This window comes from Pseudomonas sp. TWI923 (assembly GCF_039673365.1).
In the GTDB taxonomy this organism is placed as follows: Bacteria; Pseudomonadota; Gammaproteobacteria; order Pseudomonadales; family Pseudomonadaceae; genus Aquipseudomonas; species Aquipseudomonas sichuanensis.
The window spans coordinates 52034-68566 of record NZ_JBDJLM010000008.1 but is presented as its reverse complement, the minus strand read 5'-3'; the positions used below and the strand labels follow the sequence as shown (position 1 = coordinate 68566).

Here is a 16533-nt window from a genome sequence, read left to right as displayed (position 1 = left end):
TGAGAGGCGCTGCATTTTTGCGTTTGGCCGACCGGCGCTGAGCGCCGGCCGGTTCAGGCTTAGAATTCCTGTTGATGGGGTTGGCCCTGCTTGCGGGGGGCATGAGCGAAGCCTGGCTTGTTGGCCAGCACGTTGTGGGCGCGGTCCAGATCGATGTCCTTCTCCCAGCGGGCGATGGCCACGGTGGCGACGCAGTTGCCGATGAGGTTGGTCAGCGCCCGGCCGATGCCCATGAACCAGTCCACCGCCAGCACCAGCACCAGGCCCACCACCGGGATCGCCGGTACCGCGGTCAGGGTGGCGGCGAGAATCACCAAGGCCGAGCCTGGGATGCCGTGGGCACCCTTGGAAGTCACCAGCGACACCAACAGGATGGTCAGCAGGTCGCTCATGGCCAGCGGCGTGCCGGTGGCGTTGGCGATGAACACGATGGCCAGGGTCAGGTAGATGGAGAAGCCGTCGAGGTTGAACGAGTAGCCAGTGGGGATCACCAGGCCGACGGTGGAGCTGCCTATCCCTAAGTGCTCGAGCTTGCGCATCACCTGCGGCAGCACGGCATCGGAGGAGGCAGTGCCCAGTACGATGCTCAATTCCTCGCGCAGGTATTTGATGAAGGGCAGCAGGCGCAGGCCCGACAGGCGCATCACGGTACCCAGGACAATCAGCACGAACCCGGCGCAGGTCAGGTAGAACAGCGCCACCAGGCCGCCCAGGTGCTGCAGCGAGCTCAGGCCATATTTGCTGGTGGTGAAGGCGATGGCACCGAACACACCGATCGGCGCCAGGCGCACGATCATGCCCATGATGCGGAAGATCACATGGCTCAGCTCGTTGATCAGCCGCGAGATGCCCGAGGCCGATTCACCCACCAGGTTCAACGCGCTGCCGAACAGCACCGAGAACAACAGCACCTGAAGGATGTTGTTGTCGGCGAAGGCGCCCACCACCGAGGTGGGGATCAGGTCCATCAGGAAGGTGGTGGTGCTGTGGATATGCGCGCCACGGTCGGCCAGGGCGCCGGCATCGGCACTGGAGAGCTGGTCGAGGTGGATGTTGGCGCCGCTGCCGATACCGCTGGTGAAGGCGAATACCAGGCCGATCACCAGGGCCAGGGTGGTCAGCACTTCGAAGTAGATGACTGATTTGAGGCCGATGCGCCCGACCTTCTTCAGGTCGCCGGCGCCGGAAATACCGCTGACCACCACGCAGAACACGATCAGGCCGATGAGCATCTTGATCAGCTTGATGAAGCCGTCACCCAGGGGTTTGAGTTGCAGGGACAGGTCGGGGAAGCTCAGGCCACAGGCAACGCCTAGGGCGAGGCCGAGCACAACCTGGAGGAAGATCGAACGCGAACACCATTTGAGCATGGGAGGGATCTCGGGTCGGTGTCCTTGCCCCCCAGCCACACGGAGCGAAAGAGTGCAGGACTTAATTATTGTGGTCTTACCGGTTTGTTCACTGCGAGGGTCATGTAACGCCTAAATTTGCCTGATTGCAAGATTTTTTGGCCATACCGGTCTGACCAGTTGTGGTGCAGTGCTGTCGACTCTGCTCTGCTGTGGTGCGCGGGGGAATTTCAGGGCTTTGCGAGGACCTGATCGATGGCGACGATCAGCTTGCCCAGGTCCTTGGGGGGCGCTCTGTGGATGGCACGGAAGAGGTAGGCACGCTGCTCTTCTTCGTCGTCCGGCTCGACGAAGAAGGTTTTGAGTCTCACCCCCAGAACATCCGCAAAGCCGCTCAAGGCCTCGATGCTGGGGGTGTAAGTGCCGGTTTCGAAGCGGCTTATGGTCTTGGGGTCGAAACCGGTCAGTTCGCCCAGTTGCGCTTGCGTGAAGCCCGCCAGTTTGCGGTAGCGGCGCAGGGCAGGACCGAGGCCAGAACTCGTCATCGCTCAATTCCCATTTAGAATCAAGCACTTAACGATATCTATTCGCTTAGCGCAACGCCACGATTCATCACCTTTATTTGCAAAATGTGATGGAATTCGTAGAATCGCCACCTTTGACTGATCAGTCATTCAAGTATCCCTCCAGGGGGAAACGGGCCCTTTCGGACCGCGACACGCTGCTGTTGGGTACTTTGAGCTGATCCAGGATGAACCGTTCCGATGCCCCGACATCCCGTCTGGTCGCTCGTCGGGCCGTTCGCGAATGGAGTTGCATCGTGCGTCTGAACCTCCCGGTCAACCCGGTCGAGCAAAGCTTCCCCGAACACCAGCGGCTCATTTCGGCCACCGACACGGCCAGCCTGATCACTTACTGCAACGCCGAGTTCGCCGCCATCAGCGGCTATAGCCAGGCCGAGCTGATCGGCAGCCCGCACAACCTGGTGCGCCACCCCGACATGCCCGAGGCGGTGTTCGAGCTGATGTGGCAATACCTCAAGGCCGGCCAGAGCTGGATGGGTATCGTCAAGAACCGCTGCAAGAACGGCAATTTCTACTGGGTCAGTGCCTATGTCACGCCGATTCTGGAGAACGGCCAGGTGGTCGGCTACGAATCGGTGCGCGTGCGCCCCAGCCGTGAGCAGGTAGCCCGGGCCGAGGCGCTGTATGCCCGGTTGCGGGCGGGCAAGGCTGCCTTGTCGCCCGCACGGCGCCTGGTGTTGCTGCAGCGTGCCATGGCCGTGCCATTGCTTGCCGGCGCGCTGGCCATCGGCGCCAACCAGCTGTGGCCGGGCCTGCCGGCCCAGGCACTGACCCTGGCGTTGTTCGCCGGTGTCGGCGTCTGGGCCCAAAGCCGCATGCGCCGCTATTTGCGGGGGATCGCCGAGGGCGCCGGCAACACCTTCAGCGACCCGTTGGTGGCGCTGACCTACAGCGACCAGGCCGGTGCCGCCGGGCAGCTGGAGCTGATCCTGATCAGCGAAGAGGCGCGCCTGAAAACCGCGCTTACCCGCCTCAGCGACCTTGCCACGCAGATGGCCGACGCCGCGCAGGATGCCGGGCGGTTGTCGCGCGGTACCGAGTCGGCGCTGCTCGAACAGCGCGCCGAAACCGACCTCACTGCCACGGCCATGACCGAGATGGCCGCCTCCATTGGCGAAGTGGCCGGCCATGTGCAACTGACGGCGCAAGAGGCGCACACCGCGCACCTGTTGGCCGAGCAGGGCAGCCAGGTCGCCGATGCCACGGGCGCGGCCATTCGCGGGTTGGCCGACACGGTCGGGCAGATCAACCAGGCGGTCAACGACCTGGCCGGTCAGACCGGTGCCATCGCCGAGGCCGCCGGGATGATCCGCGCCATCGCCGAGCAGACCAACCTGCTGGCGCTCAATGCCGCCATCGAGGCGGCCCGCGCCGGCGAACAGGGGCGTGGCTTTGCGGTGGTGGCCGACGAGGTGCGCGCGCTGGCCGACAAGACCCGCCAGTCCACCCTGCATATCCAGACGATCATCGACACCCTGCGCAGCGGTGCCGAGCAGGCGGTGAACATCGCCAGCCTGGGCATCGACGGCGCAGGCCAGGGCGTGACTCAGGTCGCCCAGGCCCAGCAGGCCTTGCAGGGCATCCGCCAGGCTGTGTCGCGCATCAGCGACATGAGCCAGCAGATGGCGGCGGCTTCACAGGAGCAGTCAGCAGTGGCCGAGGATGTCTCGCGGCAGATCAACGGGGTGGCCGGCACAGTTCAGCAGAGTGCTCGTCACGCCAACGCCGCCGCTTCGCGCGGTGCCGAACTGGAACAGGTGTGCGCCGGATTGCGCGCCCTGGTGGAGCGCTTCAACCGCTAGGTTGCCAAGGTTATGGACGACAACTATCGCGCAGCCGTGGATGCGGCTGCGATCTTTTCCGAGACCGACCTGCAGGGTCGGATCACTTACGTCAACCAGCAGTTCTGCAGCATTTCCGGCTACAGCCGCGAGGAACTGCTGGGGGCCAACCACCGCATCCTCAATTCCGGCCTGCATGAGCCGAGCTTCTTCCTCGACATGTGGCGGGCCTTGGCGGCCGGCCGGGTGTGGAAGGGCGAAATCTGCAACCGGGCCAAGGACGGATCGCTGTACTGGGTCGACAGCACCATGGTGCCGCTAATCGACCCGCACACTGGCAAGGTCCGCAAGTACGTGTCGATCCGCTTCGATGTCACCGAGAAGCGCCAGCTGCTGCACACCCTGCAGTGGCGTGTCGGGCATGACGTACTGACCGGCCTGCCGAACCGCGCCTACCTGTCCGACCTGCTCAACCAGGCGTTGGCGTTCTCCCGGCGCGAGGATGTGCCGCTGGCGGTATGCATGCTCGATCTGGACGGTTTCAAGGCGGTCAACGATGGTTACGGCCATGCCGTCGGCGACCTGCTGCTGGTGCAGGTCGCCAAGCGCCTGCAGGGCATCCTGCGGGGCGGCGATGCGGTGGCGCGGCTGTCCGGTGACGAATTCGTGCTGATCCTGCGTTATGTCGAGGGGCCTCAGCAGTTGCAGGCGGCCTTGCAGCGGGTGCTGAAGGCGCTGGCCGCGCCCTATGCGGTCCGTGAGCACTCGCTGAGCCTCAGCGCCAGCATCGGCGTGACCCTGTACCCCCAGGACGATGAAGACACCGACACCCTGGTGCGTCATGCCGACCAGGCCATGTATGTGGCCAAGCAGCGCGGGCGCAACCGCTATCACCTGTTCGACGTGTCCCAGGAGCAAGAGCTCAAGGCCACCCACCAGACCGTGGCGCGGGTGCGTCGGGCCCTGCGTGAAGGTGAGTTGTGCTTGTACTACCAGCCCAAGGTGAACATGCGCAGTGGCCAGGTGATGGGTTTCGAGGCGCTGCTGCGCTGGCTGCATCCCTCCAAAGGGCCGGTGCCCCCCGGGGATTTCCTGCCGCTGGTGGAGCAGACCGACCTGATCGTCGAGTTGGGCGAATGGGTCATCGACCAGGCCTTGAGTCAATTGCAGCAGTGGCGCTTGAGCGGATGTGACTGGTCCGTCAGCGTCAATATCGCCGCCCGGCAGTTGCAGCGCGGTGACTTTACCGAACGCCTGGCCCAGTTGCTGGCGCGTCATCCGGGGGTACCGCCTGCGCGGCTGGACCTGGAAATCGTCGAGTCGGTGGCGATCGACAACCTGGCCCGCGTGGGCCGCTGCCTTGACGCCTGCCGCGCGCTCGGGGTGAGCTTTTCACTGGATGACTTCGGTACCGGCTTCTCCTCGCTGAGCTACCTCAAGCGCCTGCCGGCGCAGACCATCAAGATCGACAGGTCCTTCGTACGCGACATCCTCCATGATCATGACGACCTGGCGCTGACCACTGCGGTGATCGGCCTGGCCCGGGCCTTTGGCCGCGAGGTGGTGGCCGAGGGTGTGGAAAGTGTGGAGCACGGATGTGCGCTGATGGCGCTGGGTTGCGAGCTGGCCCAGGGCTACGGCATCGCCCGGCCCATGCCGGGGGACGCCGTAACGGGATGGGTGTCGGGCTATCGTCAGCCGCCCCAGTGGGCGGCCGACGACGGCCAGCAGGCGCAATGCGATCCGCCGTGCCGGTAAGGGTCAGTCGGAGTAGGTGTTGACCATGACTTCGGTCAGCTCGCGCAGCAATGCCGCCTCGTCGGCCTTGCGGGTGTCGAGCAGCAGTTCGGCCGCGCGATGGTACAGCGCGCTTTCGTTTTGGTAATGGCCCGATACCAGGTCGACGCGCTGCACCACGCCATCGCGGCGCCAGGTGGGCCCCTGGACATGGCCCGGTTGGTTTTCCAGTGCATCGATGTAGCGCGAGGGCACCGCTGGCCCGGTGTAGGCGCCGGCGTCGGGGGCGGGCTCGCTGAGGCTGTCGAAGTATTCGCCAGCCCCCGCCCAGCGTTCGGCGAGCGCTTCGAAGGCTTGCGGACGCAGGCGCCGTACCCATCGCTGCCAGAACGGCTGGCTGACCGACCACTCGACCAGCGTCGTCGAGTCGCTGCCGGCCCGCACGGCATCAGCCAGCCGCTGCAGGGTCGCCTCGCTGAGGTGGGCCATCTGCGGGAAACGCATGGTCTGCGGTTGCGGCGGCAGGTGCAGCCTTTGCCGTAACTGGATGCGCGCCATCAGGGCCATTTCCAGTTCGTCGGGATGGTCGCTGGTCAGTTCGGCATCGTCGATGTCATCGTCGCCGTGCAAGGCCGGGGCGGGGTTTTGCGTTGGTTGGTAGTCGTCCGCCCTGATGGCGCGGCGCCGAGCCAGCCGAGCCTGATAGAGTGCACCGATACGCTCGTCCAGCAGGCGTTGGCGCAACAGTGCCTGGGTGCTGCGTACCGCTACCTGTTCATCGGCATCGGTCGCCGTGGCATGGCTGACGGTCTGCCACACCGTCACCTCGGTCTCGACCTGCTGGAACAGCACGATGGCCTGGTCCACGCACTCCTCGGTGGCGTCATTGAGCAGGTCGATGATCTGCTGCTGGACCTGCGCCCGTCCCCAGCCGCCCTCCACGGCGCCGGCTTCGTCCGTCGCCAGCAGTTGCAACACACGCTGCATGCGCTGGGTCATGGTGACGGGCGCGTTCTGGAAGTCCAGGGTGTCGGGCAGCCGTTGCAGCAGCTCGTAGAGTGGCTGCCACTGCGGGTCCTGGGCGGTGCTGTTGATATGCGACTGAAGTTCTTCGGGCCAGTCGGCCGCCCATAGGTGGCCCTGGCCGATTGGCGCGGTAACGTTGAAGCCTGCGTCGACGAGGTTGCCAAGGGCCACGTCGCTGAAGGGGTTGCCATTTAAGGCGTAGGCGATGCCCGGATGGCTTTCGCGTACCGCGCGAGCGTAGGCTGTGTGCAGCAGGTCAGGTGCATCGATCAGTTCGTTGGCGCTCAGGTCCAGGTGGCGCAGCTCCAGCGGCTCCTGGTTCATCAGAGCCTCGAGCCCCACTGGCCATTGGCTGATATTGGTCAATTCCAGGTCCAACTGTTGCAGCTGCGTCCAGCCAGTGAGATCGGGGGCCAGGCCCAGGGGATTTTCATTGAGCACCAGCATCTGCAGGTGATCGAGGCCAGCAAGCGCGGTGCGTCCGGCCTCGTCGAGCACGATCGCGTTCTGCCCCAGGCTCAGCCCGCGCAAGGCTGGCCAACGCTGCAGGGCCTGAAAGTGTTCGGCGGTCATCACCAGTTCGTTGAGGTCGGCCTGGAACCAGGACAATGATGGCAACGCCGATAGGCGCTCAAGCGTGGCCACCGACAGGCCGCGAATGCCGTCGGTGAGGTTGAGGCGTTGCAGGTTTCCCATGCCGGCGAGCAGCGACAGGTTGGCTTCATCATCCAGGTCGATGTTGTTTTCCGACACATCCAGCCCTTGCAGTTCGCCCATCTGGGCCAAGGCTTGGGGCAGGTGCTCGAGGTTGTTCTCTGCCAGGTCCAGTAGTTGCAGACGAGGAAACGCGCCGAGGAAGGTATCCAGGCCGCTCATGTCGATGGCGTTGAGCCCATTGAGGTTCAGCAGGCGGATGTGGTGCAGGCGCACCGGGAGGGTGGGGAGGCTGGTGAGCCCGGCCCCTTCGATCACCAGGTTGATGTCGTCGAGGTTGTCATGCGGGCCTTGCGCACTCTCTCGGCGCCATGCGCTGCGAATGCGCTGGGCAGCAGCTTCGCGCAGCGCCCGCTGTTGTTCGAACGCACCGACTGTCAGGCCTTCGGAAACGTGCACCCAGCGCTGTAGTGCGGCATCGAGCCGGCGGTACTCCACCTGCAGACGCTCCAGCAGGCGCCCGAATGCGCCTGGTAGTGGCCCCGCTTGGTAACGCAGGCGTTGGCGCAGCATTTCCCGGTCACCCTCCGGCGTAGCGGGGTAGAGCTGATCGAACAGCTCATCATCGTTCATCCAGCCCTGGCCCCGTCCGCTGAGCCGATAGCCGATGCGCGGTTCGCCCGGCAGGCGGCTCGGCAGGCGGTATTGGGGGCGTACCGGCATCATGCCCAGGTCGAGGGCAGCACGGCGTCTGTCGCTGGCGGCCAGCTCGAACAGCCTGTCACGCAGTGAAGGCCCTTCGTGGGTGTGCAGGCCGAGCGCATTGCGCTCACTGTCGGGCATCGCGTGCAGCAGGGCGCTGTGCAGGTCTTCGTATCCCGCCAGCTCGTTGCCCTGCTCGTCGTAGGGTTTGTAGCCGCGCTCGGTTCGCACCAGCACTTTGGTGGGGCGGCCAGGCTTGCCCGTAGCTGCGAGCAGCTCACCTTTGGGCACGCTGGCGCGCAGCTCGATGCGCAGGTTGCCGGTCCAGCCAGGCAGGCGCGGGAGCATGGCGAACACCAGGGTATCGCGATCATTGACTGGGCCGCTGTCTTGATGGAAGCGGGCCAGGGCTCTGCCGATTCGGCTTTCGCGCAGATACAAACGGGCAGTCTCGGCCACTGTCAGCGGCAGCCGTTCGGTGTGTTGGAACAGCTTCAGGTCGGTGGGGCTGGCCTGGGCGACGATCTCTGTGCGGGCGTTGTGGCTCAGCCCTGGGAAGTCGCGTGCCACCACGCGGGCCATTGGTGATGGCTTGGCCGGGGCGAGGGCTGGGCGCCCGCCCAGTGCTTCGAGGCTGTCGAGCAGCAGCGCCGGTATCGGCCGGTGATCCACCAACGTCCGACGCAATGTCGCGCTGTCATAGCCGCTGCAGCGCAAAGCCTGTTCGAGCCGGGTGGCATCCAGTTTTTCCGTTGCGGGGCCCAGGCGGCCCAGCAAGGTTTCGTCTGGCCACGCCAGCGGCCGATCATGTTCAAGTAGCCATGTGCCCTGGCCGTTGCCCAGCAGTTCGGGGGGGTGACGCAGCCCCTTGACTGGCGCCAGCCTCAGGCTGCCGTCTTTCGCCTGCTCAAGCGGGATTGCCATGTCGTCGCGCGCCAGCCAGAGGTGCTCTTGCCAGTGATACAGGCCACGGCTGTCCGCTACCTGCTCCTGCGGCCAGGGGCGTGGGCGAGCGAAGGGGGTCAGCTCCCCAGGCCATAACTTCTGTGCCTCGCCCGTGCCGATCCGGGACCAGTCGTGCAGTGCGCCGTGAGGTTCGGCGAAATGGCCGGCGGCGCCCAGGGCGGCGAACAACGCGAGGTTTTCCAGCACACTGAACAGATGACCGATGGCGGCGTCCGCATCGCCCTCGTTGGCGGCGTGCACGCCTTCGAGAAACTCGTCGACGATCTGGGCGCCGCCGATGACCAGCAGCAGCTCGCCCAGTGCAGGCACGAAAAAGCCAGCGACATTGAGCACGTTCAGCCCGACGCCCAGCCACTGCTCGACGCGGGCCAGCTGGGCCGCGGCATCGCGCTGCGCCACGGGTACGGCAATGGCCGCGGCGTCGGCCAGGCGCTGTTCGACCTGTGTGCGGGCACGTTCGACGAACGCATCCTTGGTCCAGGGGGTGAAGTTCAGTTCCAGGCGCGCGTTGAGGTCCAGGGTTTCCTGCCATAGATCGGTGGGGGCGGGGAAGGCGCGCTTGATCCAGCTGAAATGCTTACCCTTCTCCAGCACTGGGGGTGTCGGATGCAGTTCGGCGTACGGGTAGCGCGGATAGAGGGTGGCGCGCAGGCGGGCAGCGAAACGGGGCTGTTCGACATGGCTGACGTAGCGGCTGAAGAAGGCGCGTTCGTCCTGCTGGCGCAGCAACTGCGTGAGCGCGGTGCCTGCAGCCTGCAGCGAAGGGTATTGGCGCAGGGGCTGGTGGGGGTGGCCCGGCAGGTACAGCAGGCAGGCTTCGATCTTGTCCTTGGGTTGGTCACGGATCAGCATCGGCCCGTTCAAGGGAATGCCGAACACGCTCAGGTACCCACACTGAAGTTGAAGACGGGCTGAGTCTGCCAGGCCGGCGTAGACAGTCTCGCCCATGAGCGCGGCGTGTGGCTGCAGATGCCCTTGCAGCGACGCCTGAGTCAGCTCGGCGGCGAAGGCAGCACGGTCGTGCTGGCGCAGTATCTCGCGAAAGTCAGCGGTGTCGATGTGGTCTTGCAGGTGATAGCGGTAGCGTTGGCCCAGGTCGAGATTTCGCACGCCGCTGACGAAAGTGTGGGCGTCGCTGGTTACGGTGTTGTTGTCCCTGCCGAAGCGCTTGAGGCTAGAGGTGGACGCGTACAGCTCGATGGGGGTGTTCGCCTCGAAGTTCTGCAGGGCCGCTTCCATCCAGGACGATGTACGGTTGCCCAGGCCGACCCAGCCGTGCTCTACGGTCGGCAAGTCGCGCCCGGGGAACCAGCGTGACAGCGCCTCTTCGAGCAAAGGACGGCAGAATGCCTCGATGCCTTGCACGGGTGACAGGGCTTGGTGCACACGGCGCATCGCCGCGTGGCTGGCGCGAACCCGCCGTTCGAGCTGTTTGCGCTCGGCCGCGGTGGCGCCTGCCATCCACTGCGGCAGGCGGTGATGGATGAAGGCGAGGTGAGGCGAGAGGGGGGAGTGGGTCATCGGTGCTGCTCCAGTCTTGAGGGAGCAGCGAGGGTAGTGAGTGCAAGCCGATCGGCCGGGTTACATAGTTGCTACCTGGCCGTCGGCTACGGGTTACAGCTGCGGTGCGGTGCTCTTGACCGCCGCCAGTTCCGGGTGGGCGACCAGCTTGTCGATGTGCAGCTCGTCGTTGTTCATCCAGGTCTCGGTCAGCACCCGGTAATGCTCCATGTCGCGGCAGCGCATGCGCAGGCTGTAGTCGAAGTGGCCGCTGATCAGCTGGCATTCGTACACCTGCGGGCAGGCCCGCACGGTGGCTTCGAAAGCGCGCTGGGCCGAGCGCCCGCTCTGGTTGGACAAGGCCACCAGCACCAGCAGCGACAGGCCCGGGGAGACCTGCTGCAGGTCGATGATCGCCCCGTAGCCGCGGATCACCCCACGCCGCTCCAGCTTGCGCACCCGTTCCAGGCAGGGCCTGGGGGTCAGGTGCACGAGGGTGGAGAGTTTCTCGTAGGTGATCCGTCCGTGGTGGCGCAGCACGTCGATGATGGCTTCATCGATGCGGTCCAGCGGTGCGGCGGCAGGTGTGGTGGCCTTGGTATCCATATACGGCGTGACTTCACTTCAGGCGATTGGAGAGGAACTGCCGCAGGCGCTCGCTCTGTGGCTGGTCGAGGATTTCGGCGCTGCCGTGCTCTTCGACCAGGCCCTGGTGCAGGAACAGCACCTGGCTCGAGACCTGGCGGGCGAAGCCCATTTCGTGGGTGACCATGAGCATGGTACGTCCTTCCTCGGCGAGCGTCTGTATCACCTTGAGCACTTCGCCGACCAGCTCGGGATCGAGCGCCGAGGTGGGCTCGTCGAACAGGATGATTTCCGGCTCCATGGCCAAGGCGCGGGCGATGGCCACGCGCTGCTGCTGGCCACCGGACAGAAACGCCGGGTACTGCTCTGCGGCGCGTGCCGGCAGGCCGACCTTGTCCAGGTACTTGCGCGCCCGTGCCTCGGCTTCGCTGGCGCTGATGCCCAGCACTTTGCGCGGCGCCAGGCAGATGTTCTCCAGCACCGTCAGGTGGCTCCACAGGTTGAAGTGCTGGAACACCATGGCCAGACGTGTGCGCAGGTTCTGCAGCTGGGCCGCTGGCGGGGTGCCCTTGCTCAGGTCGAGGGTCTGGCCGTCGAGGGTGATGCTGCCGGCGTTGGGCTGTTCGAGGAAATTGATGCAGCGCAGGAAGGTGCTCTTGCCCGAGCCGCTGGCGCCGATCAGGCTGATCACGTCGCCCTTGCGGGCTTGCAGCGATACGCCCTTGAGCACCTGGTGCTCGCCGTAGTGCTTGTGCAGGCCGTCGACGCTGAGCTTGATGGCGCCGGCCTGGGCATGGGTGCTCGGGGCCTGGGCGAAGTGGGTGAGTGGCAGTGCGGTAGCGGTCATCAGGTCAGCCTCGGGCAGGGTCAAGGAAGCGCATCCAGCGGCGCTCGGCCAGTCGGAACAGGCCGACCAGGGCGAAGGACAGCAGCATGTACAGCAGGGCGGCCACGCCGAAGGCCTGGAAGGTCAGGAAGGTCGCGGCGTTGGCGTCGCGGGCCACCTTGAGGATGTCGGCGACGGTGGCGGTGAAGGCCAGGGAGGTGGCGTGCAGCATCAGGATCAGTTCGTTGCTGTAGGCCGGCAGTGAACGGCGCAGGGCCGCCGGCAGCACCAGGAACAGGTTGAGTTTCCAACCACGCAAACCATAGGCCTGGGCCGCTTCCAGCTCGCCGGCGGGCAGGTTGCGGATGGCCCCGGCGAAGATCTCCACGGTGTAGGCGCAGGTGTTGAGCACGAAGGCCAGCAGCGTGCAGTTGAGCGCGTTACGGAAAAACTGGTCGAGCAGCATGTGCTCGCGCACCACCTGCAGGCTGTAGAGGCCTGTGTAGCAGATCAACAGCTGGATATAGAGCGGCGTGCCGCGGAACACGAAGGTGTACAGCTGCACCGGCAGGCGCAGCCAGACATGCCGCGAGGTACGCGCCAGGGCCAGCGGCAGCGAGAGCAGCAGGCCCAGCACCATGCTGACCACGAACAGCCACAGGGTCATGGTCAGCCCGGAAAACCCGTTGCCATCGTTGTACAGGTAGGCCGGGCCGTATTGCTGAAGGAGTTCGATCATCGCGCCAGCTCCCTGATGCCGATGTTGTAGCGTCGCTCAAGGCGTTTGAGCAGCTGGTTGGACAAGGTGGTGATGACCAGGTAGACCAGCCCGGCGATGCACAGGAAGAACAGCATGTCGTTGGTGGTCTTGCCGGCGTTCTGCGCGGCCTTGACCAGGTCGGCCAGGCCGATGATCGACACCAGCGCGGTGGACTTGAGCAGCACCAGCCAGTTGTTGCCCAGCCCCGGCAGGGCAAAGCGCATCAGTTGCGGGAACAGCACCAGCCGAAACCGCTGCGCGCGGCTCAGGCCATAGGCGGTGGCGGCTTCCAGCTGGCCGGCCGGCACGCTGAGGATGGCGCCGCGGAAGTTCTCGGTGAAGTACGCGCCATAGATGAAGCCCAGGGTGATCACCCCGGCGCCGAACGGGTCGATCTCCACGTAGTCCCAGCCCAGCGCCTCGGTCAGGTCGTTGAGCCAGATCTGCATGCTGTAGAAGATCAGCAGGATCAGCACCAGGTCAGGGACGCTGCGGATCAGCGTGGTGTAGAGGGTGGCCGGGATGCGCAGCAGCTTGGAGCGTGACAGCTTGGCGCTGGCACCGACCAGGCCCAGCAGCAGGCTGACGGCCAGCGACAGCAGGGCCAGCTTGAGGGTCATCCAGGTGCCCTGGGCCAGCAACGGGCCGAAGCCCTGCAGGCCGTGGGAGAGGAAGTCGTTCATGACAGGGATCTCGCGGGGAGGCCATCGCGGGGCAAGCCCGCTCCCACGCAGTGGTGAGCCCGTGGGAGCGGGCTTGCCCCGCGATCAGCGCTGTAGGTCACTCGTTGTAGATGTCCAGCTCGCCGACGTACTTCTTCTGGATCGCGGCGTAGGTGCCATCGGCGTGGATCATGGCGATGCCTTTATCGAGCAGTGCCTTGAGCTCCGGGTCGGTCTTGCGCAGGCCCATGGCGATGTCCAGCGGCAAGCTCGGGTCCTTGATCGCCGGGCCGCTCTTGAAGTCGGCGCCTTCGGGCTTGGAGAGGAAGTTGAGCTGGGCTTCGAGCTTGTCGGTGACGGTGGCGTCGAGGCGGCCGTTCATCAGGTCGGCGTAGTTCTGGTCCTGGGCCTGGTAGGCCTTGACCTGGGCGCCCAGCGGTGCCAGCACGGCGCGGGCATAGGCTTCCTGCAGCGAGCCTTGCAGCACACCGACCTGCTTGCCCTTGAGCGATTCGACGGTGTCGCCGAAGCCTGCGGACTTGCGCACGATCACCGAGGTGGGGCTGAGGAACAGGCGGTTGGTGAAATCGATCTGTTTCTGGCGGGCCGGGGTGACGGCCATCGACGACATGATGGCGTCGAACTTGCGCGCCCGCAGGGCGGGGATCATGCCGTCGAATTCGTTGTGCACCCAGGTGCACTTGACCTGGAGCTTTTCGCAGATGGCGTTGCCCAGTTCGATGTCGAAGCCTTGCAGGCTGCCATCGGCGGCGACGGATTCGAAGGGCGGGTATTCGGGGTAGACGCCAAAGCGGATCTCGGTCCATTCCTTGGCCTGGGCAACGGTGGTGGCGCACAACGAGAACAGCAGCACGCCGAGGCGTTTTCGTAGGGTGAGCATAGGTGTAGGTCCCTGGGTGTTGTTATTGGAAGTAGGGGCAGTGCAAGCGTGTGGCTCTGTAACTGTTCTTGTGGGTGACTCGTTGGTCGCGGTCAGAATGCGCGAGGTAGAGCGGTTTTTTGTGTCGTTTGCCTGCGCGCGCGGGGCCGGATTCGGCTGTTGAGTTGCTTGTTGCAGCCGAATCGGCTGTTGCGACAAGGATTTATGGAAGTGCGACAGCGGTTTCTGTCTGGCTCCGATGCCGGGGCCGCTTTGCGGCCCATCGCCGGCAAGCCGGCTCCCACAGGTACGGTGAAGGTCTTGAAACCAGCGCGAACGAGGTGGGAGCCGGCTTGCCGGCGATGGGCTGCAGCGCAGCCCCAGGCAATCGATCAGGCAGCGCTGGCCTTGCGTTCAACTGCCGCCGGCTGCAGCAGGGCAAACAGATCCTTCGGATTGGCCAGCTCCGGCACCAGGTTGATGTCATGGCCAATGTCCAGCGCCTTGGCCACATCCAGCACATAGCGCAGCGCCGAGTAGTCCTCGATGGCGAAACCGACCGAGTCGAACAGCGTCACCTGCTCGGCACTTTCGCGCCCGGCCGCGATCCCTTCGACCACCTGCCAGAACTCGGTGGTCGGCGAATCGGCTGGCATCTGCTGGATCTCGCCTTCGATACGGCTCTGCGGTTCGTACTCGACGATCACCCGGGCCCGCTCGACGATCTCGCGGTGCAGCTCGGTCTTGCCCGGGCAGTCACCGCCCACGGCGTTCAGGTGCATGCCGGGCTCGATCATTTCCGGGGTGAGGATGGTGGCGTAGGCCTTGTCGGCGGTGACCGTGGTGACGATGTCGCTGCCGCGCACCGCATCGGCCACGCTGGCGGCGATGGTCAGTTTCAGCTGTGGGTAGCCGGCCAAGTTGGCCGCGAGTTTTTCCGAGGCCGCGCGGTCGATGTCGAACAGGCGAATTTCCTCGATGCCCAGCAGGGTGTGGAAGGCGATGGCCTGGAACTCGCTTTGCGAGCCGTTGCCGATCAGCGCCATGCGCTTGCTGTCCTTGCGCGCCAGGTAGCGGGCGGCCAGGGCGGAGGTGGCGGCGGTGCGAATCGCGGTGGTCAGGGTCATCTCGCTGAGCAGCACCGGCGCGCCGGTATCGACGTCGCCCAGGGCGCCGAAAGCCATCACCGTGAGCAGGCCGTTGTGGGTGTTCTTGGGGTGGCCGTTGACGTACTTGAAGGCGTACAGGCTGGCGTCGGACACCGGCATCAGCTCGATCACCCCGTCCGGCGAGTGGTTGGCCAGGCGTGGGCATTTTTCGAAGTCGTGCCAGCGCAGGTAGTCCTGGCGGATGTACTCGGCCATTTCTGCCAGGCAGGTGGGCAGGCCCTTGCGATTGACCAGGCGGGCGAGGTCTTGCACGTCGATATAGCGGGTCATGGTGATTCTCCTTTGAATTCAGTGGCGCGAGGGCAGGTGGACTTCGGCGAGCATGCAGCGTGCGCTGCCGCCGCCGATGCGTTCGATATGGTCGATGTTCACCACCAGCGGGTGGCTGTGGCGCTCGACCTGGCTGCGCTGGTCGGCGTCCAGCGAGCGCCAGGCGCTACGCGACATCACCAGCAGCGAGCGACCGTCACGGTCGTGCACTTCGAGCATGTTGCCGGCGAAGTTCTCCAGCTGGTCGTGATTGAGCGCCAGTACCTGCTTGCCGGTCTCGCGCAGCGAGTGCTCCAGGGCCTGGCGTTCGCCGGCGTGGGGCAGGGCGTCGAGGCACACCACGGCGAGCTGGCGGCCGACGTTCATCATCACGTTGCTGTGGTAGATCGGCGCGTGCTGGCGGTCGACGGCGTGGAACAGGCACAGGCGGTAGTCGAGCTGCTCGGCGAACTGACGCAGGGCCTGTTCGTGGGTGCGGCCGGAGTGGCAGGCATAGCTGATGCGGTGTTCGCGGTCCAGGACCATGCTGCCGGTGCCTTCGAGGAACAGATTCTGCTGTTCCAGCGGGCTCAGATCGACGGTCTGTTTGATGGTGAAGCGCTCGTCCAGTGCCCGCAGCACGCCCTTGCTGCGCTCCAGGCGGCGGTTCTGGCCTTCCATCGGGTAGAGCACCAGGCTGCCGTCGGCGTGGCTGCTCCACCAGTTGTTGGGGAAGATCGAGTCGGGCGTGTGCGGCTCGGGGGTGTCCTGCACCACCAGCACCTCGACGCCGTGCTGGCGCAGGCTGGCGACGTAGCCGTCGAACTCTTCCAGGGCCTTGGCGCTGGCGGTATCAGGGTCCAGAGGGGCCTGCTGGAAGCGGTTGTTGACGGCGGTGTCCGGGTTGAAGGCGAACCGCGCCGGGCGAATCATGAGGACGGTATTTGTTGTTTGCATTGGGCACGCATCCACGGGTGGGCTGTGCGACCATTGTCGGGCGGATCAGGGCGAAATCCCGGCTGAAGCGCGTGGGGTGGGCGGCGGGTTCAGCTGAAATGGCGGGTTTGGCAGCGGAATCTGTTGTGCCTGTGCTGGCCTCATCG

General features: G+C 65.3%; 12 protein-coding genes. 2 read left to right on the top strand and 10 right to left on the bottom strand.

Annotation, left to right across the window (positions count from 1 at the left end):
• Positions 1 to 59: 59 nt before the first annotated feature.
• Together ABE459_RS05910 and ABE459_RS05905 are read right to left on the bottom strand one after the other, a co-directional pair.
• Entirely contained in the window at positions 60 to 1370 is a 1311-nt protein-coding gene (locus ABE459_RS05910; protein WP_110994375.1) for a C4-dicarboxylate transporter DctA, read from the bottom strand.
• A gap of 209 nt (positions 1371 to 1579) precedes the next feature.
• A complete protein-coding gene (locus tag ABE459_RS05905) occupies positions 1580 to 1894 on the bottom strand; it encodes a helix-turn-helix transcriptional regulator (protein WP_125463449.1) in 315 nt (104 codons plus the stop codon).
• A gap of 275 nt (positions 1895 to 2169) precedes the next feature.
• Here ABE459_RS05905 and ABE459_RS05900 point away from each other — a divergent pair, with 275 nt between their 5' ends.
• Positions 2170 to 3735: a PAS domain-containing methyl-accepting chemotaxis protein gene (locus tag ABE459_RS05900; protein WP_323830564.1), complete on the top strand. Its 1566-nt coding sequence runs from the start codon at positions 2170 to 2172 to the stop codon at positions 3733 to 3735.
• A gap of 12 nt (positions 3736 to 3747) precedes the next feature.
• Entirely contained in the window at positions 3748 to 5472 is a 1725-nt protein-coding gene (locus tag ABE459_RS05895; protein ID WP_125463451.1) for a GGDEF and EAL domain-containing protein, read from the top strand.
• 3 nt (positions 5473 to 5475) lie between these two features.
• Here ABE459_RS05895 and ABE459_RS05890 read toward each other — a convergent pair whose 3' ends face one another.
• From ABE459_RS05890 to ABE459_RS05855, 8 genes are all read right to left on the bottom strand, one after another.
• Positions 5476 to 10320, bottom strand: coding sequence for a DUF6543 domain-containing protein (locus ABE459_RS05890; protein ID WP_323830565.1), 4845 nt, complete (start codon positions 10318 to 10320; stop codon positions 5476 to 5478).
• A gap of 93 nt (positions 10321 to 10413) precedes the next feature.
• Positions 10414 to 10905 carry an Lrp/AsnC family transcriptional regulator gene (locus tag ABE459_RS05885; RefSeq protein WP_110994370.1) on the bottom strand — a complete coding sequence of 164 codons (492 nt, stop codon included), beginning with the start codon at positions 10903 to 10905 and terminating at the stop codon, positions 10414 to 10416.
• A gap of 13 nt (positions 10906 to 10918) precedes the next feature.
• Positions 10919 to 11731, bottom strand: a complete 813-nt coding sequence (locus ABE459_RS05880; RefSeq protein WP_223277214.1) for an ATP-binding cassette domain-containing protein — start codon at positions 11729 to 11731, stop codon at positions 10919 to 10921.
• 4 nt (positions 11732 to 11735) lie between these two features.
• The gene (gene hisM / locus ABE459_RS05875; protein WP_125463453.1) at positions 11736 to 12449 is read right to left on the bottom strand and encodes a histidine ABC transporter permease HisM; all 714 of its coding nucleotides are present in this window, start codon (positions 12447 to 12449) and stop codon (positions 11736 to 11738) included.
• Complete coding sequence (locus ABE459_RS05870) at positions 12446 to 13153, bottom strand: ABC transporter permease (protein WP_323830566.1); 708 nt, start codon at positions 13151 to 13153, stop codon at positions 12446 to 12448. Before ABE459_RS05870 ends, hisM begins: the two co-directional genes overlap by 4 nt.
• Positions 13154 to 13250: 97 nt before the next feature.
• Entirely contained in the window at positions 13251 to 14033 is a 783-nt protein-coding gene (locus ABE459_RS05865; protein WP_110994367.1) for an ABC transporter substrate-binding protein, read from the bottom strand.
• A gap of 371 nt (positions 14034 to 14404) precedes the next feature.
• Positions 14405 to 15451 carry an ornithine cyclodeaminase gene (locus ABE459_RS05860; RefSeq protein WP_323830567.1) on the bottom strand — a complete coding sequence of 349 codons (1047 nt, stop codon included), beginning with the start codon at positions 15449 to 15451 and terminating at the stop codon, positions 14405 to 14407.
• A gap of 18 nt (positions 15452 to 15469) precedes the next feature.
• Positions 15470 to 16387, bottom strand: a complete 918-nt coding sequence (locus ABE459_RS05855) for an arginine deiminase-related protein (protein WP_323830568.1) — start codon at positions 16385 to 16387, stop codon at positions 15470 to 15472.
• Positions 16388 to 16533 lie beyond the last annotated feature (146 nt).